This is a genomic window from Bacillus cereus group sp. RP32, assembly GCF_040459735.1.
In the GTDB taxonomy this organism is placed as follows: domain Bacteria; phylum Bacillota; class Bacilli; order Bacillales; family Bacillaceae_G; genus Bacillus_A; species Bacillus_A wiedmannii.
Genome location: NZ_JARVHO010000001.1, coordinates 2462887 through 2483480, shown reverse-complemented (window position 1 = coordinate 2483480; position 20594 = coordinate 2462887). Strand labels below are relative to the sequence as shown.

Genomic DNA, 20594 nt, shown 5'->3' with positions numbered 1-20594 from the left:
ATTCCTCCCTCTATGTGCATTCTAGTTGCATATTATCTATTTAAAAACGCATCTAATTCTTTCGCTAACGACTGTACTGCTTTCTTTCTCAATACATATTTCCCGTCATGTATATCTACTAACTTCGCTGCACGTAACAATTTCAAATGATGGTGTACAGTCGATTTACCGAGTTGCAGTCTTTCTGTAATTTCCTGCAAAGTCCGTTCTTGTTCGAACAACAATTTTACAATGCGTAACCTCGCTTCATCCCCAAGTGCCTTATGTTTTTGAACTAAAAAATAATTCGGTTCATATAGATCTTCAGGATGGATGCTTTCGTTTGCGACTGGGTAATGAAATACTTTCGTATCTTCAATATCCGCCTCAATGTTCCACGGTCTGTACGTCATTTGCGGGATAAGAAGTACATAATGAACACTTGGTTCTGGCATATAGTTCACACCGCCAGTCGCCCACTCGACAAACTCTTCTGGTTTCATCTTTTTATTCATTTCATTTTTCGCTTCATAATCTCTTTGTAATATAGAAAGTATTTGCTCCTCCTCTTTCTGAATAACACTCTCATACCACCCTGTCATAACGGCTACTAAATGGTCCTTTAGTTTTTGCACATCGATATTACATATAAAACGAAGATACGTAGAGAAAAACTGATGATCTTGTGTCAGCTCCTCTAGTTCATATATTGCAGTTACGTCTCCACTTGCTGCTAAATATCTTTTCTTTTCATGCTTCTCACCTAAAAACGGTAAGCATATATATTTCAAATCTACTTCTGAAAGCGAATCGATTTTAGCATAAAACTGTGCTAAGTCCTGAAAATCCTCTTTATACAACAACTGAAGTAACGCTTTCCACGTATTATGTTCTTCTACAAACTGTAAGTGCTCTCTCATTTCTTCTGTTAATGATTCCTTAATTTCTTCCCATTCATTTTGACTCTTTTCAAGGGTATCGATTAACCTTTTATGAGTGATTGCCGCAATGCCAAGTGCGCATTCGAAAAGTATCGAATACTTCACTTGAACATGGTAAGTTTCCCTCTTTCTACTCGTTATGTGATAGACCTCCATTTTATCCCCTCCCTGTTTACTATATATTAAATTCTATTTTCATCGAATTATACCTTCTATACTTTTAGAATTAATGAAATTTAAGTTGAAATACATTCATTCTAAATTAAGAAGAATAGGAGCTTTTTTATATACAAATAATAACTTTCAAGGAGTTGTTGACATGTATTTTATATTAAATATGTTAGGGATTTTCGTTGTCATATTAATCGTTTTCCTATGTTCGCCTAATAAAAAACAAATAAAATGGAGACCAATCGTTATTCTAATCATATTAGAGCTCTTTATTACGTGGTTTATGTTAGGTACGAAGCTCGGTAGTATTATCATTAATAAAATTGCGTCATTTTTCAGTTGGCTACTGTCATGCGCGAATGAAGGTATTCGGTTTGCCTTTCCTTCCGCTATGGAAAATCAAACAATTGATTTCTTCTTTAGCGCATTACTTCCTATCATTTTCGTTATCACCTTCTTTGATATTCTTTCTTATTTTGGAATCTTAACTTGGATTATTGATAAAGTAGGTGCCGTTATTTCAAAGATTTCTCGTTTACCAAAGTTAGAAAGCTTCTTTTCGATTCAAATGATGTTTTTAGGAAACACCGAAGCACTTGCGGTTGTTCGTGATCAGTTATCTGTTTTAAAAGATAATCGTTTATTAACTTTTGGAATTATGAGTATGAGTAGCGTTAGCGGCTCCATTCTTGGCGCTTATTTATCAATGGTTCCAGCAACATATATTTTCAGCGCAATCCCTTTAAACTGTATTAACGCATTAATTTTAGCCAATGTTTTAAATCCTGTAGAAATTACGAAAGAAGAAGATGTCATATATACACCTTCAAAAGATGAAAAAAAAGATTTCTTTTCTACTATTTCAAACAGTATGTTAGTCGGGATGAATATGGTTATCGTTATTTTAGCTATGGTAATTGGTTATGTTGCATTAACTGCATGTTTAAATGGAATTTTAGGCTTTTTCGTCACAGGTTTAACAATTCAAAAAATCTTCTCCATTATCTTTAGCCCCTTTGCTTTTTTACTCGGTCTATCGGGCAGTGATGCGATGTATGTAGCTGAATTAATGGGGATCAAAATAACGACGAATGAATTTGTTGCAATGATGGATTTAAAATCAAACTTAAAGTCTTTACAACCGCATACGGTTGCGGTTGCCACAACATTTCTAGCTTCTTTTGCTAACTTTAGTACAGTAGGTATGATTTATGGAACTTACAATTCATTATTTGGCGGCGAAAAATCATCAGTCATCGGGAAAAATGTTTGGAAGCTTCTTGTGAGCGGAATGGCTGTTTCCTTATTAAGCGCTATGCTTGTTGGGCTATTTGTATGGTAAATACTCTTTAAAATAAAAGACACCCAATCGAATTGAGTGTCTTTTATTTTTATTTTCGAATTTGACCATTTCCACGAATCACGTATTTAGTAGAAGTTAATGCAGGTAGTCCCATTGGTCCCCTTACGTGTAACTTTTGTGTACTGATGCCAATTTCAGCGCCGAATCCGAATTCAGATCCATCAGTAAAACGAGTGGATGCATTATGATACAGTGCAGCCGCATCTACAGCTGTGAAGAATTTGCTGACGTTTTCCTCGTTTTCTGAAATAATCGCTTCGGAATGCATAGAACCATACGTATTTATGTGATGAATCGCTTCTTCTATAGAAGAAACTACTTTCACTGCCAACGTGAGTGATAAAAATTCTGTTTCCCAATCTTCTTCTGAAGCAAGTACAATTGACGAATCGATTGCCAATGCTTTCTGATCACCACGTAGCTCCACGCCTTTTTCCTTCAAAACTGAAAACAGCTCGCTACCAAATTGCTGTGCCCACTTCTCATGAAGTACAATCGTTTCAATGGCATTACATACAGATGGACGCTGCGTTTTTGCATTTATAATAATATCAATTGCCATTTGCTTATCTGCCGTTTCATCAATAAAAATATGACAATTTCCTGCACCTGTTTCAAGTACTGGAACAGAAGCTTCTCTCACTACCGTATCAATTAATTGTTTGCCACCTCTTGGAATAAGAACGTCTAAGTAATCATTCATTGTAAACAACTGCTTTGCGCTATCCCGTGTTGTATCTTCTATAAGCTGTACACTTTCTTCTGGCAAGCTTGTTTGTTTAAGCGCTCGGTGAATAACGGAAACGATGGCTTTGTTAGAATTGATAGCAGAAGAACTACCACGTAATATAACTGCGTTTCCTGTTTTCAAGCAAATTGTAGCAGCATCTACTGTTACATTTGGCCTTGCCTCATAAATCATCCCAACAACACCAAGTGGTACACGCATCTCCTGAATAGATAGTCCATTTGGTCGCTCCCATTCACTTACACGTTCTCCAACTGGATCACGTAATTCGATTAACTGCTTAATCCCCTCTGCCATATCAACAATTCGTTGTTCAGTTAGCATAAGTCGATCAAGGAGTGAATCAGAAAATCCTTTTGCCTTACCTTCTTCGATATCACGTTTGTTTTCCTCTACAATATAAGCTGTTTCTACTATTAGCCTTTCAGCAATAGCAGCAAGTGCTTCGTTTTTTTGATTTGTAGATTTTAGTACAAGTTCTCTAGCAATTTCTTTCGCTTTTTTTCCCTTTGCCAACACTTCATTCATCTTCATTTCCTCCTTTTTAACATCACTATTCTTAAAGTGACACCCAATAATCTCTATGAATGACTTCATAATTATGCCTTTCGCCTCTTGCTTGAATATGTTGACTTTGCATACCTTTTATCTCTCTTAATTCCTCTGCGCTATATGTGCATTGTCCTTTTCCAATTACGCGCCCTTGTTGCGTCATTACTTCTACGACATCGCCAACTTGGAAAAATCCTGAAACATTTGTAACGCCAGCAGGAAGAAGACTCTTACCATGCTGAATGATAGCAGTAGCTGCTCCAGCGTCTACTTCAATTTGTCCGCTAACAAGCGAATGCAACGCGATCCATTGCTTGTTCATCTTCATCTCTTTTTGAGGGGCATTTCCGACATACGTACCATCACCTTTGCCCTTCAAAACATCTACAAACTTCTCTTGTCCACGTCCTGTTCCGATAAATACACTCACACCAAGAGAAAGTGCTGTCTTCGCAGCATCAATTTTTGATTTCATACCGCCAGTCCCAAGTTTGGACCCAGCATCTCCTGCAAGAGAAGCAATCTCTTCCGTAACTTCAGGAAGGAAATAATATTTTTTCGCATCCGCATTTTTCTGTGGATTTTTGTCATATAAACCGTTCACATCCGTAAAAATCATAAGCATATCTGCCGAAACAAGTCCGCTTACTAAAGCTGACAGCATATCATTATCACCGAACGTTAGCTCCTCTAATGAGATGGAATCATTTTCATTAATTATTGGTAGAGCAGAACGGTTTAGTAACTCTCCTAAAGTAGCGTAAGCATTACTATATTGTTCTTTTCTAGAAAAATCACTTCTCGTCAGCAATAGTTGCGCTGTAACGATGCCATATTTACGAAATTCCTCCGTATACGCCTGCATTAACAAACTTTGTCCAACAGCCGCAGCAGCCTGTTTTCCTTTAATTGTCACAGGTCTGGTAGGATATCCTAGAGCCGAAAAACCTGCAGCGACAGCCCCAGATGTAATTAACAAAACTTCATGCCCTTCCTCTTTCAATCGAGCCAATGCGGCAACGTGATCTGAAAGTTGTTCTTTAGAAATGACTCCGTGACTATCTGCCAAGGAACTACTCCCAATCTTTACAACAATTCGTTGTTTTTTCACTTTTTTATCCCCCAAGTCTAAAATCAAAGTTTTTTATAAATTACACTTCTATTCATATAGCTTGCAGCGATTCTATTCTTTTCAATGCTGCGCCTAGCCTATTTAAGAGCAAAATAAAAATGACCGCTTCGCCCTTAATAAAATAAAAAGGACGAAACGGTCATTGTTCCGCGGTACCACCTTAATTGATATACATAGATATCCACTTGGCGCCTATAACGCAGGCGAACGCCTAAACTTTCATTTAAGACTCAGGGATAGGTTCGATATATTCTATACGAGGAATCTTTCAGCCGGTGAATTCCACTCTCTTTCGCAAGAAGACATATGTACTATTTCCCTTCAACGATTTTCGGTTTAATTTTTTATATTATGCGATATAATTTGATTTGGTGTCAAGAAGTATTTTTAAAAATAAATAGAGCGGTAAGTTACTTGTATGAAATTATTACCGTACTGAATGAAAATACAAATCGATATAAGTTTAACTCATATTCATCAACATAAAACCTAAAATTAAAGTGTATATATTTACATAATGTCGAATATATTTGATTTTTATCTTTTGGTGTTGCAAAAAGGAATATATTCTCTTAGAATGTTTCTTTATATTACATAAAGATGTTATTGTTATTTTAAGATAGCAATTTCGAAATGATATAATTTATTATAAAAGGAGCAAGATTGAGTTATTATGGATAAACAAATTGGATTTATCGGTTGCGGAAATATGGGAATGGCTATGATTGGTGGGATGCTACACAAAAAGATAGTGTCTGCAAATAATATTATTTGTTCGGATTTAAACACTACGAATTTAAAAAATGCTAGTGAAAAATATGGGCTAACTACAACTACTGACAACAATGAAGTAGCTAAAAATGCTGATATTTTAATTTTATCAATTAAACCAGACCTATACACATCAATCATTAACGAAATAAAAGAAGTAATCAAAAACGATGTTATCATCGTAACGATCGCTGCTGGGAAAAGCATTAAAAGTACTGAAGAAGCTTTTGCTAAAAAATTAAAGGTTGTAAGAGTAATGCCTAACACCCCTGCTCTTGTTGGAGAAGGAATGTCTGCATTATGCCCTAATGAAATGGTGACAGAAAAAGATTTAGAAGATGTGCTAAACATTTTCAATAGCTTTGGTCAAACAGAGATCGTAAGCGAAAAATTAATGAACGTTGTAACATCTGTAAGTGGTTCGTCGCCAGCATACGTATATATGATTATAGAAGCGATGGCAGATGCAGCTGTATTAGATGGTATGCCTAGAAATCAAGCATATAAATTCGCTGCTCAAGCTGTGTTAGGTTCTGCAAAAATGGTACTAGAAACAGGCATACATCCAGGTGAATTGAAAGATATGGTTTGTTCTCCTGGCGGAACAACGATAGAAGCTGTAGCAACATTAGAGGAAAAAGGATTACGAGCTGCAATTATTTCAGCAATGCAGCGCTGTACACAAAAGTCTGTTGAACTATCTGGGCAAACGAAAAAGTAAAACTATAAAAGAGATCACGTTAGCTTTGAATTTAGTTAGAAAACGGTGGATTACATACTCTCTCGCTTGCACTAAATGATAAACGGACAAACTCATAGATACTTGAGTTTGTCCGTTTTTTTGATTATACTACAATAATTTCATTTGTATCTTCTTTTGAAATTTTAGTTTTATCCCTTCCTTATTCCCTACTATGATTGTGTAATTTTATTAGAAACTAATAATTTTTCAATGCATTTCGGTAACATATCTAATAGCGTTTCAAATGCGTAATTTACATCTAAACGTTCTGTCCATTGATGTGCATCTTTTCCTACCGGCCCCATATTTAATACCGGAACGTCAAACTCTTCTAGATCCTGAAGTGGAATCGAATAACCTTTATCCCATAATGGCATATTGTCTACAAGTGAACTCATTGAATCTAGTGGATTCTGTAAGCCCACATAGCTCAAATCTGAAATCCCTCCAAAATAGTTTTGGTTTTCAAATGTAATGTTATGATTGTAGTGAGCATACTTTTCCATTTCTGCAACTACATCTTTAATTAACGGATTGTTGCGTGAACTTACAGCTGGATAATATGGTGGAGCAAAGAAAAGTACAATCATCGGCGCCTTTTCTTTACATAAAATAGATAGTTTATCTACTAAATCAATTGTTACCGCACGATCATCTTTATCTTCTCTATTTTTTATTATACTAGATTGAATATCATCTATTTTCTCTTGCCCATGTTGTTCAATTGCATAAGCGATAAGCTCTTCATACGTTAAAACATTTACTTTCATATTAGGCGGTATAAACGGATTATATTTAGAAAAACGATATGCTTGCTTCTCGTATGATTCTTCTATTTTCTCTGCTACTTTCGTTACTTTTTGACGTAACAATGAAACGACAGCTGTCATCGTTTTTTCTAGTAAAAACAAATTGAATAATGTGACTGCACGATGCGGAATTTGTACAGAATAATCCTCCTTTAAGTCCCGTTGAAGTAAGTTTGTTGGCGGAGGACTTGCTTCTCCTTCTACAACATCACAAAGGTCCGTATTCAATTCTAATTCAGCCGTTAATAAAGCAGCCATATAACTCCCATTTAAACCTGCAAATGGTTCACCTACATGTGTTTCTTTACCATAGCAAAGAAATCCAGGTAACACTTTACCAATAGAACCAGTATAAATATACTTATTTTGGTCACCAGGATGTCGTGAAAACATAGGCTCTGAATTTAATACCGTTTTATAATCCAAGTTATGTTCTCTTGCTAACTCTAGTAGTCTTGGAACAGCAGCCCTCATCCCTACAGAGTTTACTTCTTCATCTGGAACAGCTAATAAAAGAACATTCCCGTCAAATCTTCCTTCACAGGCTTGCTCAATCATTGCCATTTGTAATGTGAGGCCGCATTTCATATCCATTGTTCCTCTGCCAAACAGCCAATCTCCTTGTTCTATATCTTCACGTACATGGTCTGGTAATTCATCTTTATGAGAATAAAACATAGATGTTAACTTTTTAGGATTAAATGCATCTTCTTTCCAAACTCCGTAATCTTGCACATCTACAACATCAAAGTGACTAACTAAAATTACGGTATTTTTTGTACTATCGCTTTTCTTTACTAGGGCTGTAACAAAATATCGTCCGTCCCCCGTCGGATTTTTTTGCAAATGATGCGGGTTTTCTTTGAAGTACTGTAAATCAGATAATTGTTCCACAACAAAGTCTGGCAATATCACTTCAGCTTCTGTACCTGTAATACTAGGAATTTCAACAAGACTGCTTAATAATTGAATCAATTGTTCTTTTGATTGCCACTTTGACATATAAATCCCCCTATTTTTCCGCATTATGAAAATGAATTCCAGTATATGAATAAAAAATGACGACAGTTATCAAAATTATAGTTCTGATGTACTGCCGATTTTTATTGATATTTCATGAGCTGCTTGTTTTATCTTACTAATAAGAAAAGATAGTCGATCATCATTTATGCGATGACTAATTAACCCAACACTTAATGCTCCTACTACTTTATGATTAAATCCGATAATAGGTGCAGCTACTGAAGCTGTCCCTTCTGTTTTTTCACCATAACTTACCGCATATCCTTCAGTTTTTATTTGCTTTATTTGATCTAAAAGAATGTGCTTTTGTTCTGGTAATGAAGAAAGTAAATGTTCTACAATATGTTCCATTTCATTCGTTTTCATATTGGCAAGCATCGTTTTATTTGCGGCACCAATTGAAAGTGGAATTTGTTCCCCTAAGTTATCAATAACTCGAATTTTTAAAGGGCTATCTATTCTTTCAATGATAATAGAATGTGTTCCATTTGGAATGTTCAAATAAACACTTTCTTCCACTTCAGAGGCTAACCGCTTCATCACTTCTCTTGCAACTGATCTGTAGTCTACCTTCTCCAATTGACGTAATCCTATTTCCATCCACATTGGCCCAATTTTGTACTGTTTCGTTTCTGAAATTTGCGTAACTAACCCATGCTCGATTAAAGAGTTAAGTAATCTATGTACTGTACTAACTGGGAGATGTGTTCTGTCCGCTATATCAGAAATAGCCCAATACTCTTTTTCATTAGTAGAATTTAACAACTTTATAATACTTATGGCTCTATCAATTGACTGCACCATAATAACTCACCTCAGCTTGACTTGTAATATGCTAGTTCGCTCAATTACCTATCAATTTAACAAAAATTTAAAATGAAATCAATCTATTTATTCAATTTTCTAAAAATAAAAATGTGCCACTGATAACAATTTGTAAGCGTGAACAAAAAAACATTGACTTTTCTTTTTAATTATCTGAAAATTATAACAAGATTTCACATCACGGAATACATTCCACAATACGGAAAAACATCAAACTTCATTCTATCAACTACGAAAGTGAGGAAAACAATGACGCAAGTAAGTAATACAAACAATGAATTAAAACGTACGATGAAAAGTAGACACTTATTCATGATTGCACTCGGTGGTGTGATTGGAACGGGATTATTTAACGGATCTGGTTTTATTATAAGTCAAGCTGGACCTGGTGGATCCGTACTTGCCTTTATGGCTGGTGGATTATTAATGTATTTCGTTATGCTTTGTCTTGGTGAACTTGCTGTAGCCATGCCTGTTTCAGGTTCTTTTCAGGAATATGCAACTAAGTTCATCAATCCTGCAACTGGATTTACAATCGGATGGTTGTATTGGTTAAGCTGGGCGAATACGACCGGTCTTGAATTTACCACTGCCGGCATTACAATGCAGCGCTGGTTTCCTGATATTCCTGTTTGGGTTTGGTGTTTAATATTTGGCGTTACTATCTTCACTATTAACGCATTATCTGCTCGTAGTTATGCAGAAACAGAATTTTGGTTTTCAAGTATAAAAGTATCTGCCATTATAGCTTTTATTATCCTTGGCGGTGCCGCTATGTTCGGTTTTATTGACTTAAAAGGCGACGAACCAGCCCCGTTATTATCAAATTTCGTAAATCATGGCGGTTTATTCCCAAATGGACTTGCAGCTATTCTATTAACAATGGTTACAGTCAATTATTCCTTCCAAGGTACAGAACTTGTCGGAATCGCAGCAGGTGAAAGTGAAGATCCAGCAAAAACTTTACCTCGTTCTATTAGAAATATTATATGGCGCACGATGTTTTTCTTCGTCTTAGCAATCTTTGTTCTTGTTGCTTTAATTCCTTGGGAAGAAGCAGGATTAACAAAGAGCCCATTCGTTGCTGTATTTGATAATATCGGTATTCCATATGCAGCTGATATTATGAATTTTGTTATTCTTACTGCTGTTCTTTCTGTCGCAAACTCTGGACTGTACGCCGCAACTCGCATGCTTTGGTCATTATCAAAAAATGAAATGGCTCCGGCCTTTTTAAAAAAATTATCTTCACGAGGAATACCTTTAAACGCTTTAATTTTGACAATTTCTATTTCTGCTTTTTCTCTTTTAACAAGCGTTGTAGCTGCTGAAACAGTTTACTTATGGTTAATTTCCATTTCTGGCGTCATTACAATCATTGTTTGGATGTCAATTTGTGTCTCTCAATTCTTTTTCCGTAAACATTATTTAGCAGACGGTGGAAAATTAGAAGACTTAAAATTTAAAACTCCACTTTATCCACTTGTACCAATTCTTGGTTTTGGATTGTATGGCATTATATTAATCAGTCTTATTTTTATCCCAGAACAACGACTTGGAATCTATTGCACTGTACCGTTTATCGTTTTTTGCTATACCTACTATCACTTTAAAGTTAAGAAAAGAATTGCTACTAACACTCATAGTGAAAGTAAAATTAGCGAGACTATGTAATACTATACTTATATATAAAAGACCGCACATGGCTTTCATTTCATATGCGGTCTTTTATCATTGTCATTTGTTCTATTCCCTTTTCATTCATTACCTCATACGAGTCAGTATTGCTATATACCTTTACTTGGATTGCAAGTTCTTTGAAAAGTGATACCAATTTCTATAATGTGGTAAATACTACAATACTAGTAATTGGAATTTTTCACTTTTTATACGTTATTGATTTTCCTTACTATTACTGTTTTGATATATTGAATATATATTGCTTAAAAGTTTTAAAAAAGACAGGAGTTATCTACAATGATAAAAGGTTTCGGGGGAATATTTTGGAGAACTAACAATCTTGATGTTATAAAAAAATGGTACAGTGAAGTGTTGAAAATTGAAATAGAAAATTGGAATGGGACTGTGATTAAACCCCAATTAGGAAATGAGACTATTTTTTCTTTCTTTACCGAAAATGATAATTATTTTCCAATAGAACAGCAAGTAATGTTAAATTTTGAAGTACATAATTTAAATGAGACTATTCAGCATCTTGAACATATTGGTGTACCTCTTGAAAAGAAAGAAGAAACTAGTGAGTTCGGAAAGTTTATTTGGATTAAAGATCCTGAAGGTCGTCTAATTGAGCTTTGGGAGAAATAGACGGTTATAATCCTTTGCTATTAAGCTAACGGTTGCTTTCATTCAACAAAATAAATAAAAAAGTCGATTCCTTAACTCCACAGGAAATCGACTTCTTCTATCCCATCGCAATAAAATGGAACTACTTCCCTTGATTAGATTGTTTTCGAACAAAAGATACGAAAAATAGTTTTTTCTGGCTGCTTATTTATCCCTTCTAATTCGCTTTAAAATTATATAATGGCTTAATAATGTGCTTTATATCTATTGTTTCTTTTGTATTTTCTATAATTTCATCCATTGGCTTGTATACCATTGGGGCCTCATCAATTGTGCTCTCTACTACCGATGTAGTCCAAACCTCTTTCATCGTATTTTGGAAGTCCTCTAGACTCAATAATTCTTTAGCCTTCTTACGACTCATGATACGTCCTGCCCCATGCGGACCAGAAAAGTTCCAGTCTGGATTACCTTTACCAAATGCAATAATTGAACCATCTCTCATGTTAATTGGAATAATTACTCGTTCATCTTTCTGAGCTGAAATAGCACCTTTTCGTAGAATCATATTTTCCATGTCAATATAGTTATGTATTGTAGTAAATTGATCAGTTACTTTCCAATCCATTTTAGTGACAATTTCATCAATCATTGCTTTACGATTGAACTCAGCATACTTTTGGGCAATATTCATGTCATTCATATAATCTTTGAATCCTTCTCCTTCTAAATAAGCTAGTTCTTTACGAATCTGTGGCTTCTTAATTCCACGTAAAGTTTCTTGTATTTCTTTTTCTCTCCCCTCTTTAGTTAATCTCTTAATAATCTCATCCTTCATTGATGTAACATGAATTAGTTGTTCATACGCGAAGTTCTGGTAATACTCTGCAATTTGTTTACCTAAATTACGAGAACCACTATGAATGACAATATATACATTTCCTTTATCATCTTCATTTAATTCGACAAAATGATTTCCTCCTCCAAGAGTACCTATACTTTTTTGAGCTCGTTGTAATGTATATGGGGCCTTCACACCATCAAAATCAATCATTTTTGAGAATCGATGTTCTTTATCTCGGATACGAAAACCACTTGGAACAAATTTACGAATCGTTTCGTCTAAGTAATCGAAATTAATTTCTTCTTTTTTCTTATCAATCACAACAACTTCCATACCACAACCAATGTCTACCCCTACAAGATTAGGAACAATTTTATCTTGTATTGTCATCGTTGTCCCAATCGTGCAACCTGCTCCTGCATGTGTGTCTGGCATAATACGAATTTGACTATCCTTTACGAATTCTTGGTTACAAAGATCAATAATCTGCCCAGTTGCAGTCTCATCAACGTTATTCGTAAATACTTTTGCTTCATTGTATTTTCCTTGTAATTTCAACATCTTTCATGTCCCCTTCCTTTTGAAAGAATTATTTTATTACGTTGTATGTGTTCTTATAATTACTATCTTCCACCTTCTGATTTCCATTATATATGTACTATATCCTTCACTATAAAAAAAATTATAATGATTCATTTTGTTTACATAATATAATTACTGTCTCTTTATATTTATACCTACACATAAGCATTCCTCCTCCTCAATATCGATCATATAATAATTAAACAAAAACTCCCCTTAAATCGAAAATGATTAAGGAGAGTTTTTTATATACGATGAAATTATAGTTCAGATTTCACTCGAACAGAAACATTGTTTTTAATTATTTTTTTGAATTCTTTAAAGGTAACAAAATTGTTACTTTTCTCATCCCAAAGACGAAAACGGAGTGATCGTAAGCTTGTAGCAAGTGTAATCGTTGGTACATTTTTTAACGGAAGCGTATTATTGTGTGCCTCTTCTAGTTTATAGTTAGGTACTCTTGGACTTAAATGGTGAACATGATGGAATCCAATATTACCAGTTAGAAATTGCAAGATTTTTGGAAGTTTATAAAATGAACTTCCTTCCACTGCCGCTTTCACATATTCCCAATCTTTATCCTCTTCAAAATAAGAATCTTCGAATGTGTGCTGTACGTAAAACAGCCAAATTCCTACTGAACCTGCTATTAAGAATATCGTACCATGCACTAACAGAAACGATTGCCACCCAATTGCCCAGCAAAGTATAGCTATTAAAGCAACGATTATAATATTCGTCAAATACGTATTCATACGTTCTTTCTGTCTAGCACCTTTTCGGTTAAATCTATTTTTAAGTAAGAAAACATAAATCGGACCTAATCCAAACATAACGAATGGATTGCGATATAAGCGATATGCTAAACGCAGTCTAAATGGAGCAGCTAAATATTCATCAACTGTAAGCGTCCAAATATCTCCTGTACCTCGCTTATCCAAATTACCACTTGTAGCGTGATGAATAGAATGCTCATGTCCCCATTGATCAAACGGGAATAAAGTTAACACACCCATACATGTCCCTACGATTCTATTTGCAGGTCGACTTTTAAAGAATGAATAATGGGTACAATCATGAAAAATAATGAAAATCCGTGTCATAAAACCAGCGGCTAACAGAGATGGAACTAACGATAACCAATAAGAAACGGACAAACTTTTATAAGCAAGGTACCATAAAATAATGAACGGCACAATTGTGTTAATAAGTTGCCACACACTTTTTTTAATCGTTGATTTTTCATACGGAGCAACTTGTTTTTTTAAATTTTTAGTATTTTCTAATGTCATTGGTCTAATTCCTTTCCTTTATGTTGCTAATTCACATTATAGCATACTATTAGTATCAGGTGTTAAAAGTAGCTGTAATAAATATTATATAATATAAAAATCTCTTTTTTCTTACTCATTACTTACAAATTACTTACGGTCAAAAAATCTTATATAATCGGACTGATGGAGCATTTCAATTATAAAAGAAACATCTATTTTTTCCAATAAATATATATAAAAGCAGAGGACTTTTTCACTTCTGCACATCTTTTCTTTTTTTTAATGGTAATTTTTTTCGATTTGTATTTATGTAACAGTTTTTTCTCACAAGAAGAAAAGAGCTGCCATAAGTCAGGTTTCACCGACTTATGGCAGCTCCTTTTCATTTTATTTTAGCGATGGATCCAAACTGCACCTGCAGACTTGTCTTCAGCTTGACCTACTACTTCAAACTTCAATCCAAGTTTCGGCAACTTACGTCCGGCATCTGGAATAACACTGTTGATGTATTGCTTAGAATCATCAAATTTCGCAACGCCTGGCAATCCTTTATAATCAAAAATACCGCGGGTTGGCGAATTTACTTTCCATGCTGGCGTTTGATCAAATGAGAATGCCGCATCGGCAATTTGATAACGCGTACTGCTCTTCACAGTTGGTTGTCCATTTAATGTTCCTACGATTGCCTCTGGATGAGAATCTACTACCCCAAGGAATCCTTCGCCTGGATGAACGCCTACCCAGTTATCTGTAAAGCTTTGATCCGCATACCATACAACCATTCCTGTATTAAATACTGGACCACGTGCATGTTGTAGCGCCGTGTCAGACCCAGCATAATTTCGCCACTCGATATAGTAGTTATGTTTTTTCTGTTCAAATCCGTTAGACACAGTAAATCCTTTTAGCGTCATTGCTGGCTGGCCTTCTGCATCATCAGAGAAAACAACTTTTCTATCTACAGTTAATGCTGCATTGTCTAATGCAAATCCTTTATAAGCTACTGCAATATCTGTTACATACTCAAATTGCAGTTTTACTTTCTTTCCTTTAAATTGGCTTAAATCGTATGATTTATCAACCCACTTACCATCTGTTGTATCTACGCCGCCTTTTACATCTTTTTCGCCCATTCTATCAATACGTGTCTTCGTTCCATCTTCTGCAATCGCATTTACGTCAAGGAAATCATACTTCGCTTCCAATTCATAAAATGCCTTATAATCAAACTTAGCATCCGTTGCAGTCGTTAAGTCAAATACTGGTGTCTCAAGTGTTGTATGAATGTCATTTCCTTTTGTGCTGTAATAAAACTTCTTACCAAATGCTGATTCGATATTTTTTATATCTTTGTCTGGCAAGTTAACACGAACGATTCCTGGTCGTTTTGATTTTGTAACACTTTGATCTAAATATGTTGCAGTACCAATTCCCGTGCGAAGTTTATCATAATCTACTTCGACGATATTCGCCCAGTTCCCCTTCATATTCTTTTGGAAAAACTCTTTATTTTGCGGTGAGAAACTTGTTGGCTCTGTTCCCGCAATTTTTCCAGCCCAGCTACCGCCGCTCATAAGGGACCATGATTCAACAGGTTCACCTTGTCCAGAGTACTTTGTATCATATTCATCTGGTAAGCCTAAATCATGACCATACTCATGCGCAAACACACCAACTGCTCCGTCTTCAGGCTCGATTGTATAATCATATGCAGCCATCTTTCCGCCCCAGTTTGATACAGTAGATTTTGTACCATCAATCGCATATGGCTTTGATCCTAGTTTTGAACGATGGGACCAAATCGCATCATCTTTCAATTTACCACCGCCAGCTTCTTGACCTACGCCCGCATGTACAACCATTAGGTGGTCAATAATTCCATCTGGCTCGTTTTTATTTCCATCACCATCTTGATCGTATTGATCAAATTGATCATAATCAGCTAAATTAATGCCTTTTGCTACAGCTGCTTTTAATGCTTCTTTCACAAAATCGCGTGGCCCTAAAGGACCTTTATTATCATGACCAGTTCCCGCATCCGCACCATAATCTGAAGCTTTTCCTGGAACAGTAAGCCATTCGGTTACAGTGCCATCAACTGTGTAGCTTCCGCCAGATTGCTCTTCATAATATTGTTTAAAAGTATTAATCTTCGATCCATCAAATAACGTAAATTGCTCATCACCAAATATCATTTTTTGATAATGTTCACGATTAAAGTCCTTAGAATACATGTAACCCGGTTCTTGATCAATATTATTATGCTTAAAATCGCTAAATTCTACGAGTAAAACAAGCACTTTATCTTTTCGAACAGCTCCATTGTACTCTTCTTGCTTCGCTGGTGTAGTAGGTACTTTTCCATTTAGTTTTCTAGAATTCAATCCTGCATCTTGTCCAGCCACTGGTCCTACTTCAGGTTGCTGCGCTTGTTCATTTTCCTTCATTTTTGTATCTTTTACTTTTTTCATAAAATCAGAAGCTTCTTGCGTAAGACTATCTCCTGTCAAGATTTCTTTCCCAGGGTTTTCCCCTTTCTTTTTCTCAACATAATTTTCGACAGCCTTTGATGTCTCAGCTTGTGATGCAGATTGATCAATTACTCCCCTTTGTTTCAGCGCTTCTGCCAAACGCTCATCTGGTATTAAATGCTCATCAATTGGTAAAGATGGTGGCGTATCAGCATACGCTGCATGACTTCCAAAAGCAAACGTACTACTTAGCACTGCCGCTGTTGCTAAAACTGATAATGGTTTTAACTTCTTATTCTTTTTCAATGCTTTTCCTCCCCAGTGTCTGCAAATTATCGTTTTTTTTGCCGATAGGAACATAATATTCGTTATAATACGAATATTCAATCTTTTCGAAGAGCTAAAATGTTGAGAAATATTTTTCAGGGTAAAAAACATATGATAAATAAATTTACAAGAAGTCCATTTTAGAATTTGTGATTCTCTTTACTCTTGTTTTCGAATGAAATTTCATCTACACAAAAAAAGCCAATTCCTAAGTACTAGCTAAGGAATTGGCTTTTTTAATGAGAATATTTTATGAATAAATGGATTGCTTCTTCTGGTATATAGAACTTGCCATTGCTTTCTACAACGACACTACCTAATTCATATTCTTTATTCTTAATACGAATTATATTTTTATTTACAAATAATTGAGCTTTTACATTATTACGTTTTACTATGAGCACTGGGTTTTCTGCATCAGTATTATCTATTATTACTGTTGCACCTTTTCGTTTAAAGGCTAATTCACTCTCTACAAATAATTTGTTTGTTACTTCTTCTAAGTTAAAGCCCATTGCTTTCGCCATCGTCTTCGCAATGTCTGTGTTTTGGATCAAACCGTTTGGCTTTTGAGGACCGTAAGAATACAAAAACACATCCTCACCTGTATGGCCTCCTGTTGTGAAGCCTATGTTCGCACGATTGGCCAATAATGTAGTAAGTATTGGACCTACATCCGATTTCTTTTTTGCTGCTTTTACTCTTTCTTTTTCATCATAAGTTAAATTGTCCAAACCGTATAATTTAGCTACATCTTCTACATTTGATAAATCAGATTTCAGTTTATTTGTAGCACCTTCAAGTGTCATTTTTGATTTTTTTAATGGACCAATGTATGCAGAGACCGGCGTAATATTATAGCCTTTTGTCGTATTCGCATTCCCAATAGAAATACCGCTGTTACCATGATCAGTTACAGCTATTAACATCGTATTACCATCTTTTTTTGCAAATTCCAATGCTTCTGCAACTGCGTTATCAAATGCTAATACATCACTAATCATCCCTATTGGATCGTTCACATGAGCTGCCCAGTCTGGCTTACTTCCCTCTACAAATAAAAAGAAACCATCTTTATCTTTTGATAGTGTTTGAATTGCTTTTTCCGTCATTTGAGAAAGTGTTGGTTGCTCCGGATTTGTTGCTTCACGATCCATATCAAATGCTAAAGCATTTTGTGAGAAAGAGCCCCAAATTTTCTTAGATTTAGAGTTCAATAATGCATCTTTCGTTTCAACAAAGTCGTATCCTTTGTCTTGAATCACCTTTACTAAATCTTCACCATCTTTTCTTTTTATAGGTAGCAGTGCCTCTTTTCCCCCACCTAATACGACATCTATATTTTGATACACTTGCTGCTCCGCAATTACGTCAAAACGCTTACGGTTAATATGGTGAGCAGAAAATCCAGCGGGAGTAGCATGCTGAATTTCAGCTGTAGCAACTATTCCAGTTGCGCGACCAGTGCGTTTAGCACCTTCTAAAACATTGGCAACTGGCCGTAACTTGTCCTCTTCTTTTATTGATTTTAAGCTAGGTGAACTTACAATTGAAGGTAATACACCTACATATCCAGAATTCGATTTATTCCCCGTCGCTAAAGCTGTAGCTGCTGGGGCTGAGTCTGTTATAGCTGATTCAGCCGAATAGGTACGAACACCTCCTGTTACCATTTCGTCTAATGCAAGTGGTTTCCCTTTATACAAGCGAGCTAATGTAGTTGCTGAAGAACTCGTTCCGTCCATAACCATTATGATTACATTTTTCGGTTGACGTTCTACTTTTTTCACTTTAGCTTCCACTGTATGATAATTCACCAAACTTTCAGTACATACCATACTTATTGTGATTGTTCCTAATAACAACAATCTCTTCATCTTTAAAGCTAATTCCGACATTATTGCGCCTCCATTTATTTCACATTCATTTACATACAAAGGTCTGATTTTCCTTTACTTTTCACAACCTACATATGTTTTATTAGTTCCCAATTCTTATAAAGCTAACAATCGTAACTTTCTCATTCATTACATGTCGTTATAGTTCATCTATCTTAATAAAGAAGATTTTTCATTATTAACTTGTTTAACAATAAATCCCCAACTGAAATAAATAAAAATTTATTGTTAAACAATAAATTTCATGGTAAATTAATAAGATATTAAATAAATGAGGTGCTTTTTATGAAACAAGGATCAACACTCTTCCTAAAGACAGCTGTGATTCTAATGGGTATCCCTGTTCTTGCTATGTGCATTTTTTTAGTCCCTAAAATAGGAAATTTCGCTGCAGAACTATATCCTGATATTGCATATATTAAATATCTTGTATTTATCAACTTATACGCAACAGCAATACCTTATTATTTTGCGTTGTATCAAACATTTAAGCTTTTAAACTATATTGATAAGAACAACGCATTCTCAGAGTTATCTGTTAAAGCTTTAAAAAATATTAAGTACAGTGCACTAGCAATTAGTGTATTATATGTATTAGGTTTGCCACTTTTCTATCTTGTGGCAGAGAGAGATGACGCCCCTGGCATTATTATTATTGGAATGATTATGATTTTTGCTTCAATGGTAATCGCGGTCTTTGCTGCCGTTCTCCAAAGACTATTAAAAGATGCGATAGATATAAAATCAGAAAATGATTTAACGGTCTGAGGTGAATAATATGGCAATTATTATTAATATTGATGTAATGTTAGCGAAAAGAAAAATGAGCGTAACAGAGCTTTCGGAGAAGGTTGGAATTACAATGGCTAACCTTTCTATTTTGAAAAACGGAAAAGCAAAAGCAGTTCGTTTTTCAACTTTAGAAGCCATTTGTAAAGCATTAGAATGCCAACCAGGCGATATTTTAGAATATCAACCAGAAGAAAGTGAATAAAAAGAGTCCTTCTCGTATGAAGGACTCTTTTTTTCGCTATTACGGCGCAAAACTAATTTGACCAGTAAACAATAGGATAATTGCGATGATCCAAAATATAAAAAATGATGAGGACAGTATGAATGAAAGAATAGCAATTCCCTTCTTCTCGTTTTTTTTCGTCATCGTAATGACAGAAAGTATAATACCTGCTACTGTGAGGGCAACTGTAATATAATCTCCCACTATATTACCTGCATTCGCTATCCTTGTCGGGGTAATAAAAACGAACAAAAAACATAAAATGCCGATGAGTAAAGATATATAACTTATTATACTGTACTTCCTTTTAGGAACTATTTCAGTTTTCATACTAACCCACCCCTCTCTATAGCTATGTGTTTATATTAGCATGAATAACCATAATTTGGTTAAAATAAAAAACAGATACAGCGGAGACTTCCACTGTATCTGTTTTTATTTAATAAATAAACCTGCTATTTCTTCTTTGTCATTATAAGTTATAATATATGTCCGTTGTTCCTTACTATATTTCGCTACAAGTATAACAGTATATAAACCATCTTTTTCTTCAATCGATTGTTTCTCAATTTTTTCGAACGTACCAGCTTTCTCAATTACAGGTGTAAGATCTTTCATTTTTTCTTCTGGTAATCCCGCTTTCATTTTACTATCAAATTTTTCATGCACGTCTTTATACTTCGCCTCATTTAATAATGATACAATTTCTTCCGCCTTCGGAATAAATTTTTTCTCCGTACTTCCATCTACTTTATTACCGGTACATGCTGCAAGTGCGAACGCCGCGATAGCACTTATCATAATAAGTAATATTCTTCTCATT

Annotated in this window: 17 protein-coding genes and 1 other annotated feature; of the genes, 6 read left to right on the top strand and 11 right to left on the bottom strand. The window is 35.1% G+C overall.

Annotated elements, in window-relative coordinates; all coding sequences use genetic code 11:
* Positions 1-32: 32 nt before the first annotated feature.
* Positions 33-1076: an ArsR/SmtB family transcription factor gene (locus QCI46_RS12780; RefSeq protein WP_353840432.1), complete on the bottom strand. Its 1044-nt coding sequence runs from the start codon at positions 1074-1076 to the stop codon at positions 33-35.
* Between the two features lie 163 nt (positions 1077-1239).
* Here QCI46_RS12780 and QCI46_RS12775 point away from each other — a divergent pair, with 163 nt between their 5' ends.
* The gene (locus QCI46_RS12775) at positions 1240-2433 is read left to right on the top strand and encodes a nucleoside transporter C-terminal domain-containing protein (protein WP_353840431.1); all 1194 of its coding nucleotides are present in this window, start codon (positions 1240-1242) and stop codon (positions 2431-2433) included.
* Between the two features lie 49 nt (positions 2434-2482).
* On the opposite strand, the gene QCI46_RS12770 is transcribed toward QCI46_RS12775, so the two are convergent.
* Complete coding sequence (locus QCI46_RS12770; protein WP_327959967.1) at positions 2483-3730, bottom strand: glutamate-5-semialdehyde dehydrogenase; 1248 nt, start codon at positions 3728-3730, stop codon at positions 2483-2485.
* A gap of 31 nt (positions 3731-3761) precedes the next feature.
* Positions 3762-4865, bottom strand: coding sequence for a glutamate 5-kinase (proB, locus tag QCI46_RS12765; protein ID WP_075307612.1), 1104 nt, complete (start codon positions 4863-4865; stop codon positions 3762-3764).
* Positions 4866-5009: 144 nt separating this feature from the next.
* Positions 5010-5220: a binding site (T-box leader), on the bottom strand.
* Positions 5221-5559: 339 nt separating this feature from the next.
* On the opposite strand from proB, the gene proC reads away from it, so the two are divergent.
* Entirely contained in the window at positions 5560-6378 is an 819-nt protein-coding gene (gene proC / locus QCI46_RS12760; protein ID WP_353840430.1) for a pyrroline-5-carboxylate reductase, read from the top strand.
* A 191-nt stretch (positions 6379-6569) separates the two neighbouring features.
* Here the strand turns inward: proC and QCI46_RS12755 are convergent, their stop codons facing one another.
* Both QCI46_RS12755 and QCI46_RS12750 read right to left on the bottom strand, forming a co-directional pair.
* Positions 6570-8210 carry a M20/M25/M40 family metallo-hydrolase gene (locus QCI46_RS12755; protein WP_353840429.1) on the bottom strand — a complete coding sequence of 547 codons (1641 nt, stop codon included), beginning with the start codon at positions 8208-8210 and terminating at the stop codon, positions 6570-6572.
* 75 nt (positions 8211-8285) lie between these two features.
* A complete protein-coding gene (locus QCI46_RS12750) occupies positions 8286-9035 on the bottom strand; it encodes an IclR family transcriptional regulator (protein WP_327959970.1) in 750 nt (249 codons plus the stop codon).
* 270 nt (positions 9036-9305) lie between these two features.
* Between QCI46_RS12750 and QCI46_RS12745 the strand changes: the two genes are divergently transcribed.
* Positions 9306-10730, top strand: coding sequence for an amino acid permease (locus tag QCI46_RS12745; protein WP_088063805.1), 1425 nt, complete (start codon positions 9306-9308; stop codon positions 10728-10730).
* 303 nt (positions 10731-11033) lie between these two features.
* Positions 11034-11381: a VOC family protein gene (locus tag QCI46_RS12740; RefSeq protein WP_327959971.1), complete on the top strand. Its 348-nt coding sequence runs from the start codon at positions 11034-11036 to the stop codon at positions 11379-11381.
* 196 nt (positions 11382-11577) lie between these two features.
* Here the strand turns inward: QCI46_RS12740 and QCI46_RS12735 are convergent, their stop codons facing one another.
* The 4 genes from QCI46_RS12735 to QCI46_RS12720 all read right to left on the bottom strand — a co-directional run bounded on the left by QCI46_RS12735 (position 11578) and on the right by QCI46_RS12720 (position 18756).
* On the bottom strand, positions 11578-12765 hold the full coding sequence (locus QCI46_RS12735) for an RtcB family protein (RefSeq protein WP_353840428.1): 1188 nt from the start codon (positions 12763-12765) through the stop codon (positions 11578-11580).
* Between the two features lie 281 nt (positions 12766-13046).
* Entirely contained in the window at positions 13047-14078 is a 1032-nt protein-coding gene (gene desA, locus QCI46_RS12730; RefSeq protein ID WP_116891975.1) for a Delta(5) desaturase DesA, read from the bottom strand.
* Between the two features lie 374 nt (positions 14079-14452).
* Entirely contained in the window at positions 14453-16837 is a 2385-nt protein-coding gene (locus QCI46_RS12725) for an immune inhibitor A domain-containing protein (protein ID WP_353840427.1), read from the bottom strand.
* A gap of 257 nt (positions 16838-17094) precedes the next feature.
* Positions 17095-18756, bottom strand: a complete 1662-nt coding sequence (locus QCI46_RS12720; protein WP_353840426.1) for an alkaline phosphatase — start codon at positions 18754-18756, stop codon at positions 17095-17097.
* Between the two features lie 285 nt (positions 18757-19041).
* Between QCI46_RS12720 and QCI46_RS12715 the strand changes: the two genes are divergently transcribed.
* Complete coding sequence (locus tag QCI46_RS12715) at positions 19042-19524, top strand: DUF2975 domain-containing protein (RefSeq protein ID WP_166704644.1); 483 nt, start codon at positions 19042-19044, stop codon at positions 19522-19524.
* 10 nt (positions 19525-19534) lie between these two features.
* The gene (locus tag QCI46_RS12710; RefSeq protein ID WP_000974621.1) at positions 19535-19750 is read left to right on the top strand and encodes a helix-turn-helix domain-containing protein; all 216 of its coding nucleotides are present in this window, start codon (positions 19535-19537) and stop codon (positions 19748-19750) included.
* Positions 19751-19789: 39 nt separating this feature from the next.
* Here the strand turns inward: QCI46_RS12710 and QCI46_RS12705 are convergent, their stop codons facing one another.
* Positions 19790-20101: a hypothetical protein gene (locus QCI46_RS12705; RefSeq protein WP_327959975.1), complete on the bottom strand. Its 312-nt coding sequence runs from the start codon at positions 20099-20101 to the stop codon at positions 19790-19792.
* A gap of 105 nt (positions 20102-20206) precedes the next feature.
* On the bottom strand, positions 20207-20593 hold the full coding sequence (locus QCI46_RS12700; protein ID WP_353840424.1) for a DUF3887 domain-containing protein: 387 nt from the start codon (positions 20591-20593) through the stop codon (positions 20207-20209).
* Between the last annotated feature and the right edge of the window lies 1 nt (position 20594).